Source organism: beta proteobacterium MWH-UniP1 (genome assembly GCA_036362785.1).
In the GTDB taxonomy this organism is placed as follows: Bacteria; Pseudomonadota; Gammaproteobacteria; order Burkholderiales; family Burkholderiaceae_A; genus Lacustribacter.
This window is the reverse complement of sequence record CP143625.1, coordinates 1,511,812-1,532,948: the sequence shown is the minus strand read 5'-3', so window position 1 is coordinate 1,532,948 and position 21,137 is coordinate 1,511,812. Positions and strand designations below refer to the sequence as shown.

The 21,137-nt window shown below is 56.8% G+C and carries 16 protein-coding genes and 1 other RNA gene; 12 read left to right on the top strand and 5 right to left on the bottom strand.

Annotated features, from left to right (window positions below):
* Positions 1-6: 6 nt before the first annotated feature.
* Positions 7-567 carry an oligoribonuclease gene (gene orn / locus AOB54_07480; GenBank protein WVN41320.1) on the top strand — a complete coding sequence of 187 codons (561 nt, stop codon included), beginning with the start codon at positions 7-9 and terminating at the stop codon, positions 565-567.
* Here the strand turns inward: orn and AOB54_07475 are convergent.
* The 5 genes from AOB54_07475 to trxA all read right to left on the bottom strand — a co-directional run bounded on the left by AOB54_07475 (position 520) and on the right by trxA (position 6,068).
* Positions 520-1,869, bottom strand: coding sequence for an MATE family efflux transporter (locus tag AOB54_07475; GenBank protein ID WVN41319.1), 1,350 nt, complete (start codon positions 1,867-1,869; stop codon positions 520-522). The two genes, orn and AOB54_07475, sit on opposite strands and share 48 nt — an antisense overlap.
* An 11-nt stretch (positions 1,870-1,880) precedes the next feature.
* A complete protein-coding gene (locus AOB54_07470; protein ID WVN41318.1) occupies positions 1,881-3,845 on the bottom strand; it encodes a hypothetical protein in 1,965 nt (654 codons plus the stop codon).
* 54 nt (positions 3,846-3,899) lie between these two features.
* Positions 3,900-4,181 carry a type B 50S ribosomal protein L31 gene (locus AOB54_07465; GenBank protein WVN41317.1) on the bottom strand — a complete coding sequence of 94 codons (282 nt, stop codon included), beginning with the start codon at positions 4,179-4,181 and terminating at the stop codon, positions 3,900-3,902.
* A gap of 137 nt (positions 4,182-4,318) precedes the next feature.
* The gene (rho, locus tag AOB54_07460) at positions 4,319-5,581 is read right to left on the bottom strand and encodes a transcription termination factor Rho (GenBank protein ID WVN41316.1); all 1,263 of its coding nucleotides are present in this window, start codon (positions 5,579-5,581) and stop codon (positions 4,319-4,321) included.
* Between the two features lie 160 nt (positions 5,582-5,741).
* Positions 5,742-6,068, bottom strand: coding sequence for a thioredoxin TrxA (gene trxA, locus AOB54_07455; GenBank protein ID WVN41315.1), 327 nt, complete (start codon positions 6,066-6,068; stop codon positions 5,742-5,744).
* A 129-nt stretch (positions 6,069-6,197) separates the two neighbouring features.
* Here trxA and AOB54_07450 point away from each other — a divergent pair, with 129 nt between their 5' ends.
* The 11 genes from AOB54_07450 to AOB54_07400 all read left to right on the top strand — a co-directional run bounded on the left by AOB54_07450 (position 6,198) and on the right by AOB54_07400 (position 21,058).
* Entirely contained in the window at positions 6,198-8,933 is a 2,736-nt protein-coding gene (locus tag AOB54_07450; GenBank protein ID WVN41314.1) for a PD-(D/E)XK nuclease family protein, read from the top strand.
* The gene (locus AOB54_07445) at positions 8,930-12,118 is read left to right on the top strand and encodes a UvrD-helicase domain-containing protein (protein WVN41313.1); all 3,189 of its coding nucleotides are present in this window, start codon (positions 8,930-8,932) and stop codon (positions 12,116-12,118) included. The genes AOB54_07450 and AOB54_07445 overlap by 4 nt, the downstream gene beginning before the upstream one ends.
* An RNA gene (gene ffs, locus AOB54_07440) (signal recognition particle sRNA small type) lies at positions 12,118-12,216 on the top strand. The genes AOB54_07445 and ffs overlap by 1 nt, the downstream gene beginning before the upstream one ends.
* 67 nt (positions 12,217-12,283) lie before the next feature.
* Entirely contained in the window at positions 12,284-14,086 is a 1,803-nt protein-coding gene (dnaX, locus tag AOB54_07435) for a DNA polymerase III subunit gamma/tau (GenBank protein ID WVN41312.1), read from the top strand.
* A 14-nt stretch (positions 14,087-14,100) separates the two neighbouring features.
* Positions 14,101-14,433, top strand: a complete 333-nt coding sequence (locus AOB54_07430; protein WVN41311.1) for a YbaB/EbfC family nucleoid-associated protein — start codon at positions 14,101-14,103, stop codon at positions 14,431-14,433.
* Positions 14,434-14,441: 8 nt separating this feature from the next.
* Complete coding sequence (gene recR / locus AOB54_07425; GenBank protein WVN41310.1) at positions 14,442-15,062, top strand: recombination mediator RecR; 621 nt, start codon at positions 14,442-14,444, stop codon at positions 15,060-15,062.
* On the top strand, positions 15,059-15,433 hold the full coding sequence (locus AOB54_07420; protein WVN41309.1) for an MAPEG family protein: 375 nt from the start codon (positions 15,059-15,061) through the stop codon (positions 15,431-15,433). Before recR ends, AOB54_07420 begins: the two co-directional genes overlap by 4 nt.
* A 33-nt stretch (positions 15,434-15,466) precedes the next feature.
* The gene (gene carA, locus AOB54_07415) at positions 15,467-16,627 is read left to right on the top strand and encodes a glutamine-hydrolyzing carbamoyl-phosphate synthase small subunit (protein WVN41308.1); all 1,161 of its coding nucleotides are present in this window, start codon (positions 15,467-15,469) and stop codon (positions 16,625-16,627) included.
* A complete protein-coding gene (carB, locus tag AOB54_07410; protein WVN41307.1) occupies positions 16,620-19,856 on the top strand; it encodes a carbamoyl-phosphate synthase large subunit in 3,237 nt (1,078 codons plus the stop codon). The genes carA and carB overlap by 8 nt, the downstream gene beginning before the upstream one ends.
* An 18-nt stretch (positions 19,857-19,874) precedes the next feature.
* Positions 19,875-20,351, top strand: a complete 477-nt coding sequence (greA, locus tag AOB54_07405; protein WVN41306.1) for a transcription elongation factor GreA — start codon at positions 19,875-19,877, stop codon at positions 20,349-20,351.
* 47 nt (positions 20,352-20,398) lie between these two features.
* Positions 20,399-21,058 carry an RlmE family RNA methyltransferase gene (locus tag AOB54_07400; GenBank protein ID WVN41305.1) on the top strand — a complete coding sequence of 220 codons (660 nt, stop codon included), beginning with the start codon at positions 20,399-20,401 and terminating at the stop codon, positions 21,056-21,058.
* Positions 21,059-21,137: the final 79 nt, after the last annotated feature.

Below are 21,137 nucleotides of genomic sequence, written 5' to 3'. Positions count from 1 at the left end.
CGGGCTATGACACAGGTAAATGAACTCAATATGGTGTGGGTCGACATGGAAATGAGCGGCCTGAATCCCGAGACCGACCGTATCTTGGAAGTGGCGGTGATCGTGACGGATGCTGAACTCAATATCCTTGGGGTTGGCCCCGTGATGGTGGTGCATCAGCCCGATACGGTGTTAGACGCCATGGATGCCTGGAACAAAGGTACCCATGGCCGTTCGGGCCTGATTGACAAGGTCAAGGCGTCCACCACAACGGAGTCACAGGCGGCTGCCGAGCTCTTGGCGTTTTTACGTGGCTATGTGCCGGCTGGTAAGGCACCGATGTGTGGCAACACGGTCCATCAGGACCGCCGCTTCATGGCCCGTTACATGCCTGAGCTCGAGGCCTTTTTTCATTATCGAAATATTGATGTCAGCACGATCAAAGAATTGTGCCGGCGTTGGAGTCCTGCAGTCATGAAGGGCTTTGAGAAAAAAGGGGCCCACACGGCATTGGCCGATATCGAAGAGTCGATTCAGGAATTACGTTTTTATCGCGACAACTGGATTCAAAAACCGCTGCCGCAGTAAGAACCAAAGGCCCATGCAGGCCAGTGCCAGGCCGCAGAAATTACCAATCCAAAAACCCTGGGCCGCGCTGGCATCAGGCGTGAATAGATGGTTCGCAAATAGCCAGCCGCCCCCCACGCCAAGCCCCCACAGACTCACGCCATAGACGAGCATGGGTGCAAATGTGATCCGCCATGCGCGCAGCGAGGAATAGAGCAGGCACTGCAGGGCATCCAGCACATGGCAGATTGCGGCCATCACGATGAGTGTTTCTGCAAAGGCGCGGACTTGGGCATTTTCTGCATAGAGTGCTGCAATCGGTGATCGGAACAACACCAGCGCAACACTCAGAGTGATTGCAATTCCCATCACCAGCCGCATGCCGGCAAAGACCCACGCTCTAGCCTTTCGCTCATCTTGGGCGCCGATGCATTGGGCCGCCAAAATACTGGTGGCATTTGATAGCGCCAGCGGTGCCATGAACATGAGTGTTGCCAGGTTGGCAGCAACCTGGTGGCTGGCGCTCGCAATCGTGCCAAATCGACCAATCAAGAGGGCCATCAGGGTGAAGGATGTGACTTCAATCAGGTAGCCAACACCGATGGGCAGCCCAATTCGAAAGAGCTCACCGATTTTCTTGGTGTCTGGGCGGCGCAGTCGAATATGAAATTCACGGTAGCGCCGATCGATTGCCAAGACCGCAAGTCCAATGAAAAAAGATGTCCAGGCCAAGACTGCCGTGGCGACTGCACAGCCAACTGCACCCATGGGCTCCACCCAGCCAAAGAGTCCATCCATGAAGACCATGTTGAGTGGCCACTTCAGGGCAAGCCCCACAAGATTGATGGTCATGGTGACCGCTGGCCGAGACGTTGCACTGTTCAGGGTGAAAAACACACTGAACAGCAAGGTGGCGGGCAGGGCGGTTAAGGTGGCCTGCAGATAGCCTGACAGCGGCGCATGTAATGATGGATCTGGTTTGATCAGCCACAGCCACGGGTCGGCCCAGAGCAACAAGGGAACACCGAGTAATGCCAGAATCAGGGCCACCCAGACGGTCTGGCCGACATCGTCGCCAATCTCGGACAAACGCCCGGCGCCAAAATGGCCTGCGGCAATGGGGGTTAGGCCCATCAACACGCCACGAAAACCAACGAATACGCTGATATAGATGCTGGCACCAAGGCCAACAATCGCCAGATCAACGGCTGAGCGTTGGCCGGCCATGATGGTGTCGATGACACCATTGCCCAGCACGGCGATCTGGCCCACCAAGATAGGCCAACCCAGAAGAAAAACATCGCGTGCCCGCGTGGTGGACATCGTGCAGTCTTTCAGCGCGAATCAATACGCTCTAAAAGCACGTATCGGTCACGGCTTCGGCGGTCTTCGCCCACCGAACTCTGCCAGACAATTTTCCATCGCGGCAGTGTCGCCGCACGATCGGCTTCGAGCCTTGCGGTCTGATCCACGGCACGAATCTGATTGGGATTAAAGAGCGCCAGTTGCCAAATGCAATCGACCTTGTTGGCAATGGGTAGCGGAGTCATGGCAACGGCCATGGCATCTAAGTTGGCGCTCTCGCCGGAGAGTCGAATACATGATGTGGGTGATGTCGCCTTAAGACTGGTTTGTCCGTGACGGCGATTGGCAAGTGCACGACGCACTTCCGTGGCAGGTATTTCCAATTTCACTTCGGCGGCACGCACCCAGCCCGATGTCAGTGAGCTGGCCAGGGTTGCCTGGCCTTGAATACGGTCGATGGCAGGAATCCATAGCGTCATGAGCAAGACCCAAACCAGCGTGAGACCACCGGCACTCAACACCACCGGGCGCCACAGCCTGGGGTTGCCGCGGCGCACACGCCAAGACACAAGGCCAATCCATGCCAAAGTTGCCGTGATGCCAATGAAAACCTCGTAGACATTGGCATTGCCTTTCACACCGGGTGCCAGTAGTGGGACACGGTTGGCCAATGTTTCTGGGAAACCGAAATTTAATGCGCTCCAGTAAAGCCAGATAAAGACGCCAAGCGCGGTAAAGAGCACCACGGCAAACCAGTCGACCAGATTCACAATCGGTCGGGGCAAAGACAGCAGGCCAAAAGCCGCGATCAGTGCAAGCGGTGCAATCGGCAAGAGTTGATGGACTTTCCATTCGGTGGGGCCAATCAATCCCGCGCAGATGGTTGCCACAACAAAGAGAAGTGGCACAGCCCAGTGGGGGGCCTTGAGCAAGGCAGTTTTTCGCGCGTTCCAAAGCCCAAAAGCCGCAATGGGCCATAGGGGCCACCATTTCCAAAGGCTGTCGTTGGCCCAGCCGCTAATCGACAGCAAGGACACCGGATTGGTAAACCACTTCAGAAGCCACCATTGCGAAACACCGGCCACCCACCACTGAATTACGCGATCCCAGGGATTTGTGAGTAGCGATAGCCCAATCCAAATGCCGACGATGAGCCCCGCAGTCGTGAAGCTGCGCCGATAAAACTCGCGTGCCACCAGCTGGTAGGGGCCAACGAAGGAAAACACCAAGACCATGGCCAGCACAATGGTGGTCGCCAACCCCAGGCCGTGGGTCAGTAGGCCTGCGGCCAGAATGATTCCGGATTGACGCCCTGCGCGCTTGGGTGTTTCGGGGGCGGTCGCGAACGACCAGAGCAACAAGGCCAGCAGCATAAAGCTCACGCTGGCCGTGCCCGCCTGATGCCAGGGATAGATCACCCCAAGGGTTGCGGTGGTAAGCAGCAAAGCGCAATCGGCCAATGTCTTTCCAAAATCCTGAGACTTCGGGCCAACCCCCAGGGGGTCTACTGGCTGTGCCTCACGCCGCCGAGCAAACCGATCCGTGGCTTTCCATATCGCGGTCAGGCCAATCAACAGTGAAATACCCAGCGGAATCCTTGCTAGATCGTCGAGCAGCCCAATGGCCAGTGGTGTTTGTTGCAGGGCGGACCAGAGATAGACCGGCAGCATGAACAGGGCACTGATGGCAGCCCAAAGCGGCCCAGTGCCATTCACAGCAAACCCCTGCAGGTAAGGCATGAAGAGGCCACCAATGTCACCCGACCAGATCGCCTCGATCACGGATCGGGCCAGCGCAATGCCCATCACATCATCGCCACGCCAAGGATCACGGTGCACCAGTCCGTGGCCCACATAGAGCAGGACCAGTGCAATCAGGGCCCATCGCGGCAGTCGGCTGGCTGCGCTTGCGGCCAGGCCCGGCAGCGGGGCGTTGGAGTTGCCGTCGAAAAAAGAAAAGGCAGCCGGACGGCTGCCTTTTTCGTGCGTGTTCATCAACGAATGCTGAGTGTGCTTAGGTCACCAAGGCGTTGCGTGACCGACACCGCATTAGCCGGCGGCCGTTTCAGATTTGGCACTCTTGCCGGTTTTAGCACCGAACTTCTGGCGGAATTTCTCAACACGGCCAGCGGTGTCGACCAGTTTCTGTTTGCCCGTGAAGAAGGGGTGAGATTCAGAGCTGGTGTCGAGTTTGTAAAGCGGGTATTCCTTGCCGTCGGTCCATTTGATGGTTTCTTTGGTCTGGACCGTGGAGCGGGTGATGAATTTGAAGTCGTTCGATAGGTCGACGAACACGACTTCACGGTAATCGGGGTGGATGCCTTGTTTCATGATTTTTCCTTAATTGGTGTGGGTCGCCGGCGAGCTGAAAACCCCCCGCTACGTGCCTAAACCTTTGAATTATATACGAAATTTCTCACGCCCGGAATCCCGCCTGCGGCGGGCCTTCCCGGCGTATGGACCCTGGTTTAGCCGCCTCGTTTCATCATGTCGAAGAACTCGGCGTTGTTTTTGGTCTGCTTCATCTTGTCGAGCAGGAACTCCATGGCCTGGAGCTCGTCCATGTCGTGCAGCAGCTTGCGCAGGATCCAGATCTTTTGCAGCACATCGGGCTTGATCAGCAGCTCCTCGCGGCGGGTGCCTGACGGATTGATGTTGATCGCCGGGTAGACCCGTTTTTCGGCAAGGCGGCGGGCCAAGTGGACTTCCATATTGCCGGTGCCTTTGAATTCTTCATAAATCACTTCATCCATCCGGCTGCCGGTATCAATCAGGGCAGTGGCGATGATGGTGAGCGAGCCGCCCTCTTCAATATTTCGTGCGGCACCGAAAAAGCGCTTGGGCCGATGCAGGGCGTTGGCATCCACACCACCGGTCAACACTTTGCCAGACGTTGGCACCACGGTGTTATAGGCCCGGGCCAGCCGTGTGATCGAGTCCAGCAGAATCACCACATCTTTTTTGTGTTCGACCAGGCGCTTTGCTTTTTCAATCACCATCTCGGCCACTTGAACGTGGCGTGTGGCGGGCTCATCGAAGGTGGAGGCCACCACCTCGCCGCGCACTGATCGCTGCATTTCGGTGACCTCTTCCGGGCGCTCATCAATCAGCAACACGATCAGCGTGACTTCCGGGTGGTTGGTGGTGATGGCATGGGCAATGTGCTGCATCATCACGGTCTTACCGCTTTTGGGTGATGCCACCAGCAGGCCCCGCTGGCCTTTACCAATCGGCGCAATCATGTCGATCACGCGGCCGGTAATGTTTTCTTCGCCCTTCATGTCCCGCTCAAGGCGAATCGGCTCGTCGGGAAAGAGTGGCGTCAGGTTTTCAAAAAGAATCTTGTTTTTAGATGCTTCCGGTGGCTGGCCATTGATCTTGTCGACCTTGACCAGTGCGAAGTAACGCTCGCCCTCTTTGGGGGTGCGGACCTCGCCTTCGACCGAGTCACCGGTGTGCAGATTGAAGCGTCGAATCTGCGAGGGGGAGAGATAAATGTCGTCGGTGCTGGCCAGGTAAGACGATTCTGGGGACCGTAAAAAGCCAAAGCCATCGGGCAGAACTTCGAGTACGCCATCTCCGAAAATCTGTTCGCCAAGCTTGGCCTTTTTCTTCAAGATGGCAAACATGAGTTCTTGTTTGCGCAGGCGGCTGGCGTTGTCTATTTCCAGGGTCATGGCCAGGTCGACCAGCTGCGTAACGTGTAGTGCTTTAAGTTCTGAAAGATGCATAAGTGTTTTAACAATTCACCGCCACAGCGGCTTTGGGTTGTGACAAATAGAGAAGGGGTAGGGAGTGTTGTGTGTTCGGCGATCGCTGGGAGGCTTTCCCTTGCTGCGATCGCCGCAAGCGGTAAGCAGGCGCGTTGGTCGGCCCGCTTACAGGTCGTTCTTACAGGTTGCTATCAATCCATGCAGTGAGTTGGGATTTTGCGGCGGCCCCAACCTTTTGGGAGACGACCGCGCCGTTCTTGAACAGGATCAGTGTGGGAATGCCCCGAATGCCATGCTTTGCCGGAACGGCCGCATTTTCATCCACATTGAGTTTGGCGACCTTGAGACGGCCGTTGTATTCGTTGGCAATCTCTTCCACGATTGGGCCGATCATCTTGCAAGGACCGCACCACTCGGCCCAGAAGTCCACCAGGACGGGCAGGTCAGATTTTAAGACTTCGCTATCAAACGAGGCATCGGATAAGGCAATAACGGATTGGCTCATAGTGTGTGAGATGAAAGACCGTAGTGGTCAAAGAGGACGAAAAGTCGGTTGGAAAAGGTTTTTAGCCGAGTTAGGGTCAACTGGTGAGCCCCCTGGCGGATTAAATGGTGACCCCATCAGGACCACCGTGTGAAAAAAGATAGCATAAATCCCGTGAACCCCCAAGATATTTCTGCCAACACCACGACCTCTATGGCCCAGGCCCTTGCCCAGGCGATGGCCGGGCTTGGCCCGACAGATCTGCCGCCGGCTCTCGTGGTGGATTCGGCATTGACTGCCCAGGCGGTAAAGGCCGCCCTGGCAAAGACCGGCTGGCCAGGCCGTGACCGTGGCGAACCGCTGCCTTGGTGTGGAACCCTGGACCAGGCCTTCGAGGCATCAGTGGAGGGTGGTGCGATCAACCCAGAGATTCCCGCGCCCCGGCCTTTGTTCGTGCGTCGAGTTCAGCTGGCGCAGCAGCTCATGGATTACCGCAGCATTGCCGAGTCTCTCGGGGGGTCGGCCCGTGCGGCCCTTCATCTGGCGACGAAGTGGGTCGACATCTTCGATGGCTGGGAATGGCTGGAATTGCAGTCACGGGGCACCGATTGGGCAAACGTCATGGCGGATGCCACGCATCTGTCTGACGATCTCAATCTCTTAAAAAACCTGCATCAGGCCAATCGCAGTGATGTAGATCGTGCTGCCTGGGCAGCCAAACACAGCACCTTGTCGGCATCGGCAGTCTGGTTTTGTATCAATCGCACGCCTTCGCCCAAAGAGATTGCCATGGCCGCACTCATTTGGCGTGTGCCAAGTGATGCGATTCGGTTCTGGTCCCATCCCGCAGTGGATTCCATGACAGCACTGCGCAAACTTCTTGATCAGCAATTCAGTTCACGCCCGGGTGGGTCTGTTTTGCCGCGTCGCCTAATTGCCGCGCAGACCACCGAGGAGTCGGCCTGGGCCGCCGTGCAAACAATTCTGGACTGGCGATCACAGGGCATGGATGACATTGGGGTGGTCCCACTGGATCGAAAGATGCTGCGTCGTCTGCGGGCTTTGCTTGAGCGCGCCGGGGAACCCTTTTCTGATCGGTCGGGCTGGGCGCTGGACACAACGGTGGCTGCATCAGCAGTGGTTGGTCTCAATGATTTGATCATCCATCAGGCCAACACACAGTCAGTCTTAGAGTGGATTCACTCACCATTTGTCATGCGTGGTCTTGGGCTTCGGTGTGGGTTTCAGTATTCGGATCGTCGTCGGCTCGACAGTGCATTGCGGGCCTATGGCCGTGTGGCGCCCATCACACTGACCGACCTGGTGAGTCAGGGGCTGTTGCCCCTGCAGGAGTTGCAAGCAGCGCTTGCAACAAGCGCCGCTCGACAGCCGCTGGCACTCTGGTCAGCGCAATTGATGCATGCCGTGGCTACAAGTGGCCTGGAGTCGTCGCTTGCTGAAGACCCCGCAGGCCAGGCGGTGCTGGCGGCCATCCAGATGCTGCATGCCGATGCCTCGCTGGACCAGAATCGGATCACGCCGTCTTTGTGGCAGGCCCTTTTAAATGAGTCTTTGGCCCGGTCTCGATTTGTCGAGCCGGTCACACAGGCCTGCGTCAGAATGTGCTCGCTCGCCTCGCTCTCATGGCAACGCCCCAAGGCGGTGGTGGTGCTGGGTGCCGATGCACAGCGGCTTCCGGAGCGGCCAACACCTGAGTTTTTTGGCCCGAAGCGGTTTGCCGAGATGGGCCTGATCAATCCGCCCGAATTCGCCGAGGCCGAGGGCTTTGGTCAGTTCGCATCGGTCTGGGCAGACCCGCTTGCCATGGCGTTGATTGCCTGCGCTGAAAAGTCAGACAGCGACGTTGAATTCTCAAGTTGGATTGAGTTGTTGGCCATAGAGCGGCCTGACTTGGTCGAGCGCACACACGCCTCTGAGATGATCGGCCTCTACGCGATCTCGGCAGAGTCGGATCAACCCACGGCCATTGAAACTGCGCAATTCACAGGCCAGCTGCCCGATGTGATCAGCGTGACGGATCTACAAAAATTGATTGACTGCCCGTATCAGTTTTATCTGCAAACGCTGTTGGGCTTATCCCCCACCACAACCTTAGAAGAAGAGAGCCCGCCCAGTGATCTTGGCTCCTTGATTCACCAGGCGCTCTCCGGTGCGCGGATGCGGCAGGCGTCTGCCCACGACTGGGCCGTTTGGCTCACCGAGCGTATTGATGAACTCCTTCATAAGCCCTTTTTTGTTCGGCGGGGCGCAGAACTGGAAAGACTATCTGTGCCGCCTGCGATCGCTGCCAAGCTTCGTGCCGATGCCATGGCCCTGGTGCCAGGCTTAAGCGAGTGGCTTTTTAAACGCAGTAATGACTCAGCGTGGCAGTGGACTGAAACACTCACGGAAAAAACGGTCGAGCGTGCCTTGGATGATCTGAGTGTTCGCATCAAGGGCCGCATCGACCGGTGGGAAAAAGGCGATCAAGCATCCATGCTGATTGATTTCAAAACCTCTGACCCAGATCAGCTTAAAAAATCGGTCAAGCCAGGTGATCAAGATGTGCAGCTACCGCTATATGCCTGGTTGATTGGCCCGGAACATGCCGCTGCAGATGCCGCCTATGTCTCGATCAGGCGTGATGCGGTTGAAGAAATTGGGCTGACCAAAACCACGGGCCAGACCATGTCGCAACTCACTGACTCGGTCTTGACTCAGGTGGGCGATGCCCTTGGCCGACTTGCTGCCGGCCAGCCGATTGAGCTTTTGGGCATGACGCGGGATAAGAAAATCTGCGAGCGTTGCAATGTCCGTGGTGTTTGCCGGCGCGACGACATCGCGGCAGTGGTGGGCGATGAAGAAGAGGGTGGGGCCGACGAATGAGTTTGGACAATCACATCGCACTCGACACTTCACGCAGTGTGGTGGTGGAGGCCTGTGCCGGCAGTGGCAAGACCTGGTTGTTGTCTTCGCGCATTGCCCGCGCTTTGCTCGAGGGCACGCCGCCGCGTGAGATTCTGGCACTCACCTTTACCAACAAAGCTGCGGCCGAGATGCGCACCCGGGTGGTTGGCCATCTCAAAGAGATGGCAGATCTTCGTGATGACACGCTTGAGACCAAACTGCGTGATTGGGGGCTCACGGGGGAAGCACTGTCCAAGGCCATGTTGGATGCGCGAGGCCTGCTGGCCCGTTACTTGTTAGATCCACAGCCACCGGTCATTGCAACTTTTCACAGCTGGTATGTGCGGCTTGCTGCAATGGCGCCCTTGTCGCTTGCTGGCATCGCAACGCGCTCGCTCACGCAGCGGCCATGGGATCTGTTGCGTCAGGCATGGAAGTTGTTTTACGCCGAAGAGATGGACGGCCTTCCTTATGCCGCACTCGTGGCATCCATGGGGGATAGCCCGACACGGCAGGCCATGGAGGCTTGGGTCCAAAGCCGCGTCGAATGGGCTGCCTTTGGCCAGCAGCTTGGTCTGGATCAGATGGCAGCGGATCAGGCCAGAGAGCTTCTGATGCAGGCGGAGCAATTGAATCAGCAGGCCGTTGCGTCTTTTTTTGCTGAGCAGTCTGCATGTGCCCAGGGCCTGGCAAAGGCCTTTGCGCAATGTGCTGGCCGCGAATCGTTTTGCGAGATGCTTAATCGTTGGCAGCCGAGTGACCTGGATGGTTTGGTGAAATTTTTGCTCACCAAGATCGATACGGATGCGCAGTTGGACAGCACCGAGACACCGCCCGCCCGTTATCGCATGAAGGGCGGAAGTCATGTGCTGATTCGCAAGGGTACCGAGCTGAAACAATGGGGCGCTAATGCTGCGCAATACAGCGCAGAGGTGGAATTGCTGGTGGGCGCATTAACCCGTCTGCTGGATGCCAACAGTGCTCGATTACTGCATGCCCAGACCCAGGCCCTGTGGCTCTGTGGCAATGCCTTGGGGAAATGCCTAGATCGGGTCATGGCAAAAACCAACGAAATTGATTTCACAGGCCTGGAGTTGACCGCGTGGCACTTAATGGGTGGCCAGGCATCGGCCGGTTTTCATGAGCGACTCGATCAGACTATTTCTCATGTGTTGGTCGACGAGTTTCAAGACACCAATCCTGTGCAGTGGGCCATGCTTCGAGAGTGGTTGGGCCAATATGTGCAGGCCGACCAAGTTCTGCGGTCACAAGCACCAAAGGTCTTTTTGGTGGGGGACCCCAAGCAGTCGATTTATCGGTTCCGTCGCGCAGACCCGCAGGTGTTTCGCGTGGCCTCGGATTGGCTGTGCCAGCACTATGGCGCAATTGTTTTGCCCACCAATACCACCCGTCGTTGCGGCCCACAGGTGGTTAACTTTTTAAACGCCGCCATGCCGGGTGCTGATCCGTCGCACCGCTATCACACCCACGAGAGCCACACCACGGATCGCGAGGGCTTCGTGGCCAAGTTGCCAGTCGCCAGCGATTGGTCTGCCGAAGGTGCATCCATTGCGCAGGCCCTGGCCCAGATCAAGACCGAGCACGCTGAATTGAAGTGGTCCGATATGCGCATCTTGGTCAGAAGCCGCACCCACATGGCCGCTTACGAGCAGGCCTTGGCCGCGGCGGGCATTCCATTTGTCAGTGACCGAACCGGTGGCCTGTTAAAAGAGCCAGAGATCCGAGACGTCATGGCCTTACTGCGGTTTCTTGCCTTCCCATGGTCTGATGTGGACTGTGCCCATGCATTAAAAAGCCCGATCTTTGGCTGCGCTGATCGTCAGCTGGCCACAATCGCTGCAGTGACATCGGCCGATGGGCCACTCTCGTTTTACGAGAAGCTAAAAACACTGGCGAATCAGTCCGACACCGCAGCAATTTTCAAAGAGACCTGTGCTTCTTTGGCCCAATGGATTGACTGGTCTGCCCAGCTGCCAGTCCATGATCTTTTAGATCGAATGATTCATCGCCAAGATGTCTTTGATCGCATGGCGGGGCGTTTCGCGCATGGCCGTGGACTGCAGTGCATTGCCAATCTGGAAGCCTTTCTCACTCTGGCCCTGGATTTAGATACGGGCCGCTTTCCAAGCCTGGCCCGTTTTCTGCAAGAGTTGCATCGCTGGTCACAGGTCAAAGATGCCGACGCCCCTGGCCCTGGTGTCATGCCCAGTACCGATGCAGTCATGCTCTCGACCATTCATTCTGCAAAGGGCCTAGAGGCCGATGTGGTGGTGCTCGCCGGGCTCTTGGATCGTGATAAGTCAGACGTGGGTGTTCGATGGCTGGTCGATTGGAGTGATTCCCGTGATCAGGTTCGTGGCGTGGCGGCATGGCGATCAGGCGAGCCAATGGACCCAACCGTGAAACGGGCCTTGTTGGATGATCGCCGACAAAGCGACGACGAAGATTTCAATTTGCTATACGTGGGCTGCACCCGCGCTCGGCGTTTCCTGTTGTTTAGCGCGACCGAGAGCGGCAAGAACGCGGACAAGAAATGGTTTACCAAGGTCGCCGATCATTGCCAAGAAATGATGCTCTCGCCGATTGCGGCCCAGGGTTCTGCAGCCCCAGCCCTGCGCTGGCGGGGCCTGCGGTTTGACAAGCAGGGCAACGGTGCGATTGCCCGTGCCACACCTGATTCCCTGGCAGTGCGTCAGGGCAAAGCCCTGCACCGACTATTGGAATTTGGCCCGAACATTACGCCGAACCAGCGTACACGGTTGATCGCGCCGTTTGCCTTGCCAAGCGATGCTCAGGTAGCAGTGGTAAGTGCTGTTGAACGTATCGCCAAAAGTGAGATTGCCGAGAGAATTTTTTCTAAACATCTGCTTGCCTATGCCGAGCGCGAGTGGCCAACGGCCGATCTTGGTCTAGCCCGCCCCGACCGAATCGTTCGCGTCTCAGAAGATCCCGAGACCTGGTGGATCATCGACTTCAAATGGCAGGTGCTGGCCTCTGAGATGTCGGATTACGCGAAACAGCTCGCTGGCTATCAGGCTCTGATGCAATCGATCCGGCCGCAGGCCCGGGTTTTTGCCAAGATTCTCACGTCCGAAGCAGAAATCTGGGACTTAGATCAGGGCCGCTTGGTACACTTCGGGTAGGCGGGCCGCCCCGCATTGGGAGTCGGTAAACCTGGTCAGGTCGGGAACGAAGCAGCCAATGCTGAATTTCCCAAGTGCCGGGGGTCCGGCTCGCCCCCTTTGTTTGATGTGTCATCGCCAACACCCAGGGCTTGGGCCTTAATCAGGACGGATGTAATCACCCCAATGACGGACGCTTTGTTTTCTGCAGATGAGTTGCCCATGGGGTCTGCCAATTCAATGGCCAGTTCTGCGCCTGTGGTGCTCGCCCGAAAGTGGCGGCCCAAAGCATTTGAACAGGTGGTGGGTCAAGACCATGTGGTCAAGGCGCTGTCCCACGCGCTCAACGCCCAGCGGCTCCATCATGCCTATCTTCTGACCGGTACCCGTGGTACCGGGAAAACCACGCTCGCACGCATCATCGCTAAGGCTCTGAATTGTGAGCAGGGCATTAGCGCCTCGCCCTGTGGTGTTTGTAGCAGCTGCACTCAGATTGATGGTGGCCGGTTTGTTGATTACATCGAAATCGATGCCGCATCGAATCGTGGGGTTGGTGAGATTCAACAGCTTTTAGAGCAGGCGCAGTTTGCGCCAACGGCGGGCCGCTTCAAGGTCTATGTGATCGACGAAGTCCATATGCTCTCAAACCACGCCTTTAACGCGATGTTAAAGACCCTGGAAGAGCCGCCACCCGACGTGAAGTTCTTGTTGGCCACCACCGACCCACAGAAGATTCCGGTCACGGTCTTGTCGCGCTGCCTGCAATTCAATCTTAAGAATGTACCGCCCGACACCCTGCAGCAGCACCTTGTTTGGGTGCTGGAGCAAGAAGGCATTACTGCCGATCCAACCGCATTGGCTTGGATTGCTGCGGCCTCCCAGGGCAGCGTGCGCGACAGTCTGTCGCTCACTGACCAGGCCATTGCTTATGGTGCAGGCCAGGTCACAGCACCCGCAGTGCAATCGATGTTGGGCCTGGTGCAGCGGGAGTTATTGGCCAAGCTGCTTCGTGCAATCGCCGAGCACCAGCCTGCTGCGGCATTTGCCACCATGGAAGAGTTGCTCACAGCGGGGGCTTCCGCAGAGGCGCTCTTGGGCGACATGGCCAAGTGGTTCCATCAGGCTGCCGCCCAGTCTGCACTCGGTATTGAATCGAATGACGACCCCACTGGCACGGTAGCCCTGCTTGCAGAAAAAATGTCGGCAGAGTTGCTGCAAATGAATTACCAAATTACCGTTTTGGGCCGGCGTGATTTGAGCCTTGCGCCCGACGAGCGCACCGGCCTTGAAATGACACTGCTGCGCCTATTTGCCTTTCAACCCACCGCAGCCGGCGTGACCACGGCCACGCCATCGGCCGGTAATGCGCGTGCAGCGGCTTTGGCGGCGGCCGGATCACAGCGCTCTGCCGCAATTCCTGCGGTCCCGACGCCACCAATCAAAACACGATCGGATGCAACGTCGACTCCGGCAGTGATGCCTTCGTCTGCGGCCCCACGGCCGCGGCCAGCGACATCAAATGCTTCGGCACCATCGGCACGGGCTGCGAGCACTGTGGATGAGCCGTCCTATGCGCCTGCGCTTGCCGCTGCATCGCTAAGCCCCGAGCAATGGCCCACGGTGTCTCGCAGCCTGTCGATCTCGGGCCTGGCCAAGCAGTTTGTGCAGCAGGCCGAGCTCATTTCCTGTGAAGATGCGGGCCGCACAGTGAATTGCCGTTTTCGCGTGGCGATTCCGGCGCTCACGGAAACCGCCATCATCGCTAAGGCTCAGGACGCGCTCTCGACCTATTTTGGAAAGCCTTGCCGTATTGAGACCGAAGTCGCCCAGGCGGCCACTAAAACTGCGGCTGCAGAAGATGCACAGGCCGCCGCCCAAGCGCTTGCCAAGGCAGAGCAGGTGATTGCTGCTGACCCTGTGGTGCAATCCATTTTGCAAGACTTTGGCGGCAAGATCGTGCCCGGCTCGATTCGATCGACGAAAGATTAAAAAGGAACTTCATCATGATGAAAAACCAGATTGCAGGTCTGATGCGTCAGGCCCAGCAGATGCAAGAAAAAATGAAACAGGTGCAAGATAGCCTGGAGCATGAAATTGTCGAAGGTCAGGCGGGTGCCGGCTTGGTGAAGATCACCATGACCTGCAAAAACCAAGTCAAGAGTTTGGCAATTGATCCAAGCCTGATGTCGGCTGACGCCGATGATCGTGAGACCTTGCAAGATCTTTTGGTGGCGGCATTTAATGATGCGCACGCCAAGGCCGAGGCAGTGAGTCAGCAGCGCATGTCTGCAGTCACGGCGGGCCTGCCGATTCCCCCGGGCATGAAACTCTTTTAACAACGCGTGTGAGTGAACTTCCCGCTACACCCCATGCGATTGATGCGCTGACCGAAGCCCTGCGGCGGCTACCGGGTGTTGGCCCGAAAACTGCGCAACGCATGGCCATGCATTTGCTGCAACACGATCGCTCCGGTGCGGAATTATTGGGCCAGTCACTGCTTCATGCGGTGTCCGCCATTCAGCACTGCCGGCAGTGCAACACCTTTACGGAAGAAGAGGTCTGCCAGGTCTGCGTGAGTCCATCGCGTGATCGCTCTCAGCTTTGTGTTGTGGAGTCCCCCTCTGATCTACTGGCGGTGGAGCAAAGCCATGCCTGGCGGGGCCTTTACTTTGTGCTAATGGGCCACATCTCACCGCTCGATGGTATTGGGCCCAAAGAGATTCATCTTGATCGTTTGATTGCCCGGGTCGCAGATGAAGAAGTGAAAGAAATTGTGATTGCCACCAACTTCACACCCGAGGGCGAGGCCACAGCCCACGCGATTGAATCGCTCCTGAAATCCCGGGGTTTAACAGAGCAAAAGAAAATTGCTCGTCTGGCCAGAGGTGTGCCGGTGGGGGGCGAGTTGGAATACATCGATCTGGGCACGATTGCCCAGGCCATGAGAGATCGGAGACGACTATGAGTATTGCCCTGTGGTGCCTGATGATTGCTGGCTGGTTGCCGATTGTCTGCGCTGGTGTCTCGAAGTGGGGCGCTTCAGATTTTGACAATCAATATCCCCGCGAGTGGTTGGCCAAACAAGAGGGCCATCGCAAGCGGGCCAACGCCGCCCAGCAAAACAGCTGGGAAGCTTTTCTTTGGTTCGGTATTGCTGTGCTGGTGGCCATGGCCACCAAGGCGGACCCGGGAAAGATCGATGATCTGGCAATCATCTTCATCGTGTGCCGAATTTTGTTCATCGGCTTTTATCTCGCGAATTTATCGACATTGCGGACTTTGGCCTGGCTGGCTGGCTTTATCACCACTCTGGTGATTTTCGCCTCGGGCGCTTAAAGCGTATAATCGAAAAAATTCCGGGAGTATCTCTTGTTGTTCAGCCAGTCTTCGACCGTGGCTCCGGCTCTGCTCGCGCTTGCCGACGGCACGGTGTTTCAAGGGCAGTCTATCGGTGCCAACGGTTTGTCGGTAGGGGAAGTTGTTTTCAACACCTCCATGACCGGCTACCAGGAAATCCTGACCGACCCCAGCTACAGCCGCCAAATCGTCACCCTCACCTACCCGCACATCGGTAATGTGGGTCTGAACCCCGAAGACGCGGAATCCAAACAAATTCACGCCGCAGGCCTGGTCATTCGCGACCTCTCAGCCGTGGTCTCTAACTTTCGCGCCAAAGAAAGCCTGTCGGATGCCCTCAGGGCCGCGGGCGTGGTTGGCATCGCGGGCATTGACACCCGCAAGCTCACCCGAATTCTTCGGGAAAAGGGTGCCCAGAACGGCGCACTGTTGGCGGGTAAGCCTGGCGAAACGCTGGACCCCGCGGTCGCCATTGAAGCGGCAAAGAAATTTCCTGGCCTGGTCGGCATGGACCTGGCCAAGGTCGTGTCCACCACCAAACCCTATAGCTGGACCGAGGGCAGCTGGGTGCTGGGCAAGGGCCATCAGCCCATGGGGGCAACCCGCTTTCACGTGGTGGCGCTTGATTTTGGTGTGAAGCTCAATATTTTGCGCATGCTGGCCGATCGTGGCTGCAAGGTCACCGTGGTGCCGGCCCAAACCACTTTTGCGGAAATCGAGGCCTTAAAGCCCGATGGCGTGTTTCTGTCCAACGGCCCTGGCGACCCCGAGCCCTGTGATTACGCCATTGCCACCACCAAGGCCGCCATGGCCAAGAAAATCCCGGTCTTTGGTATTTGTCTGGGCCACCAGATCATGGCCTTGGCTTCGGGTGCCAAGACCCTGAAGATGAAGTTTGGTCACCATGGGGGCAACCACCCCGTGCAAGACTTGGGCGACAAGCGCGTGTTCATCACATCCCAGAACCACGGCTTTGCGGTCGACCCAAACTCACTGCCGGCCAACCTGCGCGTGACCCATGTGTCCTTATTTGATCAATCGATTCAGGGGTTGGCTAGAACCGATGTGCCCGCCTTTTGTTTCCAGGGCCACCCGGAAGCAAGCCCCGGCCCGCATGACATTGGCCCATTGTTTGATCGGTTTATTGCGCTGATGGAGACTGCGAATGCCTAAGCGTTCTGACCTAAAAAGTATTTTGATCATCGGCGCTGGCCCAATTGTGATTGGCCAGGCCTGCGAATTTGACTACTCCGGCGCACAGGCCTGTAAAGCTCTGAAAGAAGAGGGCTACAAAGTCATTCTGGTGAACAGCAATCCTGCCACCATCATGACCGACCCCGAAACGGCCGACGTCACCTACATCGAACCCATCACCTGGCAGGTGGTGGCCAAGATCATTGAAAAAGAGCGGCCCGATGCCCTGCTGCCCACCATGGGCGGGCAGACCGCATTGAACTGTGCGCTTGATTTGCATCGCAACGGCGTGCTCGACCAATTCGGCGTGGAGCTGATCGGGGCCAAAGAAGAGGCGATTGAAAAAGCAGAAGACCGTCTGAAATTTAAAGACGCCATGACCAAGATTGGTCTGGACTCGGCCAAGTCGGGCATTGCCCACACGCTTGAAGAAGCCTGGGCCGTGCAAAAATCAATTGCGCAAACCACTGGCAGCAGTGGCTTTCCCATGGTTATTCGCCCCAGCTTCACGCTGGGTGGCACGGGCGGCGGTATCGCGTACAACGCCGAAGAGTTTGAAACGATCTGTAAGCGTGGCATCGAGGCTTCGCCCACATCCGAACTCTTGATTGAAGAGTCTTTGATTGGCTGGAAAGAATACGAGATGGAAGTCGTCCGCGACCGCGCGGATAACTGCATCATCGTTTGCTCGATTGAAAACCTAGACCCTATGGGCATCCACACCGGCGACTCCATCACGGTAGCGCCAGCCCAGACCCTGACCGACAAGGAATACCAGGTCCTGCGCGACGCATCGATTGCGATTCTTCGCGAAATCGGCGTGGATACCGGTGGCTCAAACGTACAGTTCGCCATCAACCCAGAAAACGGCCGATTGATTGTGATTGAGATGAACCCACGGGTCTCTCGCTCATCGGCATTGGCCTCCAAGGCCACTGGCTTTCCTATTGCAAAAGTCGCGGCGAAGCTTGCGGTTGGCTATACGCTTGATGAACTCAAAAATGACATCACGGGTGGTGCAACCCCCGCATCGTTTGAGCCATCGATTGACTATGTGGTCACTAAGATCCCGCGTTTTGCCTTTGAAAAGTTTCCATCGGCAGATTCGCACCTGACCACGCAGATGAAGTCGGTCGGCGAAGTCATGGCCATGGGCCGCACCTTCCAAGAGTCTTTCCAAAAAGCGTTACGCGGCCTTGAAGTCGGTGTCGATGGCATGAACCAAAAGACCACCGACCGCGAGCGTATTGAAGAAGAACTTGGCGAGCCTGGTCCCGAGCGGATTTGGTATGTGGGTGATGCTTTTGCCCAGGGCTTCACGGTTGAAGAGGTCCATAGCCTCACCAAGATTGACCCTTGGTTCCTGGTGCAGATCAAAGAGATCGTGGACATCGAACTCGAGCTCGACAAGCGAACCCTGTCTGATTTGGATGCACAGTCTCTGCGCACCCTCAAGCGCAAAGGCTTTTCTGATCGTCGCCTGGCCTACCTGCTAGAAACAACCGAAGCCGAAGTGCGCAAACTGCGTCACGCCTTAAATGTTCGGCCCGTCTATAAACGGGTGGACACCTGTGCGGCAGAATTTTCCACATCAACCTCGTACTTCTATTCAACTTACGAAGACGAGTGCGAGGCCCGACCGACCGACCGCAAAAAAGTCATGGTCTTGGGTGGCGGCCCCAACCGAATTGGTCAGGGCATTGAGTTCGATTACTGCTGTGTGCATGCGGCCATGGCCCTGCGCGAAGACGGTTACGAGACCATCATGGTCAACTGTAACCCCGAGACTGTCTCGACCGACTACGACACATCCGATCGTTTGTATTTCGAGCCGCTCACACTAGAAGATGTTCTAGAGATCGTTGATAAAGAAAAACCCATCGGCGTGATCGTGCAGTACGGCGGTCAGACCCCATTGAAGTTGGCCAAGGCCTTAGAAGCCGCTGGCGTGCCGATTGTGGGCACATCCCCCGAATCCATTGATATCGCCGAAGACCGCGAGCGCTTCCAGAAACTTCTGGTCAAGCTTGAACTGCGCCAGCCGCCCAATCGCACGGCCCGCACAGAAGAAGAGGCCATTCGTCTGGCCCAAGAAATTGGCTACCCACTGGTGGTTCGCCCCAGCTATGTCTTGGGCGGCCGGGCCATGGAAATCGTGCACGAGCAGCGTGATTTGGAACGCTACATGCGTGAAGCGGTAAAAGTGTCCAACGATTCGCCAGTGCTCTTGGATCGTTTCTTAAATGACGCGATTGAAGTTGATGTGGACTGTCTGTCCGATGGCAAACGGGTCTTCATTGGTGGCGTGATGGAACACATCGAGCAGGCGGGCGTGCACTCGGGCGATTCGGCCTGCAGTCTGCCGCCATACTCCCTGTCGCCCGAGATGATTGACGAGCTCAAGCGCCAGACCGCCTTGATGTCTCGTGCACTCAACGTGGTGGGTCTGATGAATGTGCAGTTCGCCATTCAAAACGGCACCGTGTTTGTGTTGGAAGTAAATCCACGTGCGTCCCGCACCGTGCCCTATGTCTCCAAGGCCACGGGCATTCCGCTGGCGAAAGTCGCGGCGCGTTGCATGCTGGGCCAGACACTTGATGCCCAGGGCGTCACGGTTGAAGTCACCCCGCCTTATTACTCAGTCAAAGAAGCGGTCTTCCCGTTTGTGAAGTTCCCGGGTGTGGACACCATTCTTGGCCCAGAGATGAAATCAACGGGTGAAGTCATGGGCGTGGGCAAGACCTTTGCCGAGGCCTTTGTGAAATCCCAGATCGGCGCTGGTATCAAGCTGCCCACTTCCGGTACGGCCTTTATCAGTGTGAAAAATAGCGACAAGCCGGCCATGGTGCAGATCGCCAAGATGTTGACCGATCTCGGCTTTAAGCTTTTGGGTACGCGTGGTACTGCGGCAGCACTTGTGGCGGCGGGCATTCCTGCGGCCACGGTCAACAAAGTTACCGAGGGCCGGCCACATATCGTGGACATGATCAAAAATGGTGATGTACAGTTAGTGATCAACACGGTGGATGAAAAGCGTTCTGCAATTGCGGATTCGCGTTCCATTCGCACCACGGCCCTGGCATCGCGGGTAACCACATTCACCACGATTGCAGGGGCCGAGGCTGCGGTAGAGGGCATCCGTCACTTGGCCGATGCCAGCCTGACCGTGATTGATGTGCAGTCTATGCACAAGCAAATCGCCCATTAATTCAAGCAAAGGCTAGTTATGAGCATTACCCCGTTAACCGTTCGCGGTGCTGAGCTATTAAAGGAAGAACTCACACGTTTAAAACACGTGGAGCGTCCCGCCGTGATTACTGCAATCGCCGAGGCACGTGCCCAGGGTGATCTGTCTGAAAATGCCGAATACGACGCCGCGAAAGAGCGTCAGGGATTTATCGAGGGCCGTATCTCTGAGCTGGAAAGCAAATTGGCCCATGCACAGATCATTGACCCCGCTGAAATCGAGCAAGACGGCCGTGTGGTCTTTGGCACAACAGTGGAACTCGTTGAGATTGAATCAGACAAGAAATCGGTCTATCAGATCGTGGGCGACGACGAAGCCGATTTAAAAGAAAACAAGATTTCAATTTCCAGCCCGATTGCGCGTGCCTTAATTGGCAAGTCGGTGGGCGATGTTGCGGTGGTGCATGCCCCAGGCGGTGCACGTCAGGTTGAGATTCTGGAAGTCCGCTACATCTAATCCCCTGTTGCGCCGAACCTCGGCGCATGGGCTTACGGGCGCCGTCAGTGGCAAAAAATAAATTCAACCCACAGTGGTTACATATGCACCTGACGGACCCTTATGTCCGACAGGCGCAGGCCAAGGGCTATCGTTCTCGGGCCGCATTCAAGCTGCTTGGCATTCATGAAAAAGACGGCATCATTAAGCCCGGCATGACCGTGGTGGACTTGGGCAGTGCGCCCGGCAGCTGGTCCCAGGTGGTGCGTGAAATCCTGTGTGTGAAACGGGCTGGCGACGAAGGCAAACGCGTGCATGGCCGCATCTTGGCCCTGGACATTTTGCCCATGGAGCCGATCGCCGATGTCGAATTTATTCAGGGTGATTTTCGTGAAGACGCGGTTGCCAAGGCCCTGGCGGATCGGCTGGGCGGTGAGAAAGTTGACTTGGTCATTTCCGATATGGCCCCGAATCTCTCAGGCGTAGAGTCGGCCGACGCGGCCCGTGTGATGCATGTCTGTGAGCTTGCCCTGGAGTTTGCGCTGGCTCACCTAAAGCCTGATGGGGCGCTTTTGGTGAAGGCCTTTAATGGCAGTGGCTACAGCCAGCTGGTGGAGCTCTTTAAGCGCCATTTTGTGTCGGTATCCTCCCGTAAGCCCCCGGCCTCCCGGGCCCAGTCGTCTGAGACTTTTCTGCTGGGTCGTAAGTTAAAACCCCTAAAGCAGTAGTGAAATCCCACATTGAAGCTGCTTTTATTCCGTTTTTTACAGGATCAACCCTTGAAAAATGGCGTTCTGACGCCATTTT

Coding starts and splice junctions, on each gene's coding strand:
- orn (WVN41320.1), top strand. CDS start 7: ATGACACAGGTAAATGAACTCAATATGGTGTGGGTCGACATGGAAATG.
- AOB54_07475 (WVN41319.1), bottom strand. CDS start 1,869: ATGTCCACCACGCGGGCACGCGATGTTTTTCTTCTGGGTTGGCCTATC.
- AOB54_07470 (WVN41318.1), bottom strand. CDS start 3,845: ATGAACACGCACGAAAAAGGCAGCCGTCCGGCTGCCTTTTCTTTTTTC.
- AOB54_07465 (WVN41317.1), bottom strand. CDS start 4,181: ATGAAACAAGGCATCCACCCCGATTACCGTGAAGTCGTGTTCGTCGAC.
- rho (WVN41316.1), bottom strand. CDS start 5,581: ATGCATCTTTCAGAACTTAAAGCACTACACGTTACGCAGCTGGTCGAC.
- trxA (WVN41315.1), bottom strand. CDS start 6,068: ATGAGCCAATCCGTTATTGCCTTATCCGATGCCTCGTTTGATAGCGAA.
- AOB54_07445 (WVN41313.1), top strand. CDS start 8,930: ATGAGTTTGGACAATCACATCGCACTCGACACTTCACGCAGTGTGGTG.
- dnaX (WVN41312.1), top strand. CDS start 12,284: ATGACGGACGCTTTGTTTTCTGCAGATGAGTTGCCCATGGGGTCTGCC.
- AOB54_07430 (WVN41311.1), top strand. CDS start 14,101: ATGATGAAAAACCAGATTGCAGGTCTGATGCGTCAGGCCCAGCAGATG.
- AOB54_07420 (WVN41309.1), top strand. CDS start 15,059: ATGAGTATTGCCCTGTGGTGCCTGATGATTGCTGGCTGGTTGCCGATT.
- carB (WVN41307.1), top strand. CDS start 16,620: ATGCCTAAGCGTTCTGACCTAAAAAGTATTTTGATCATCGGCGCTGGC.
- greA (WVN41306.1), top strand. CDS start 19,875: ATGAGCATTACCCCGTTAACCGTTCGCGGTGCTGAGCTATTAAAGGAA.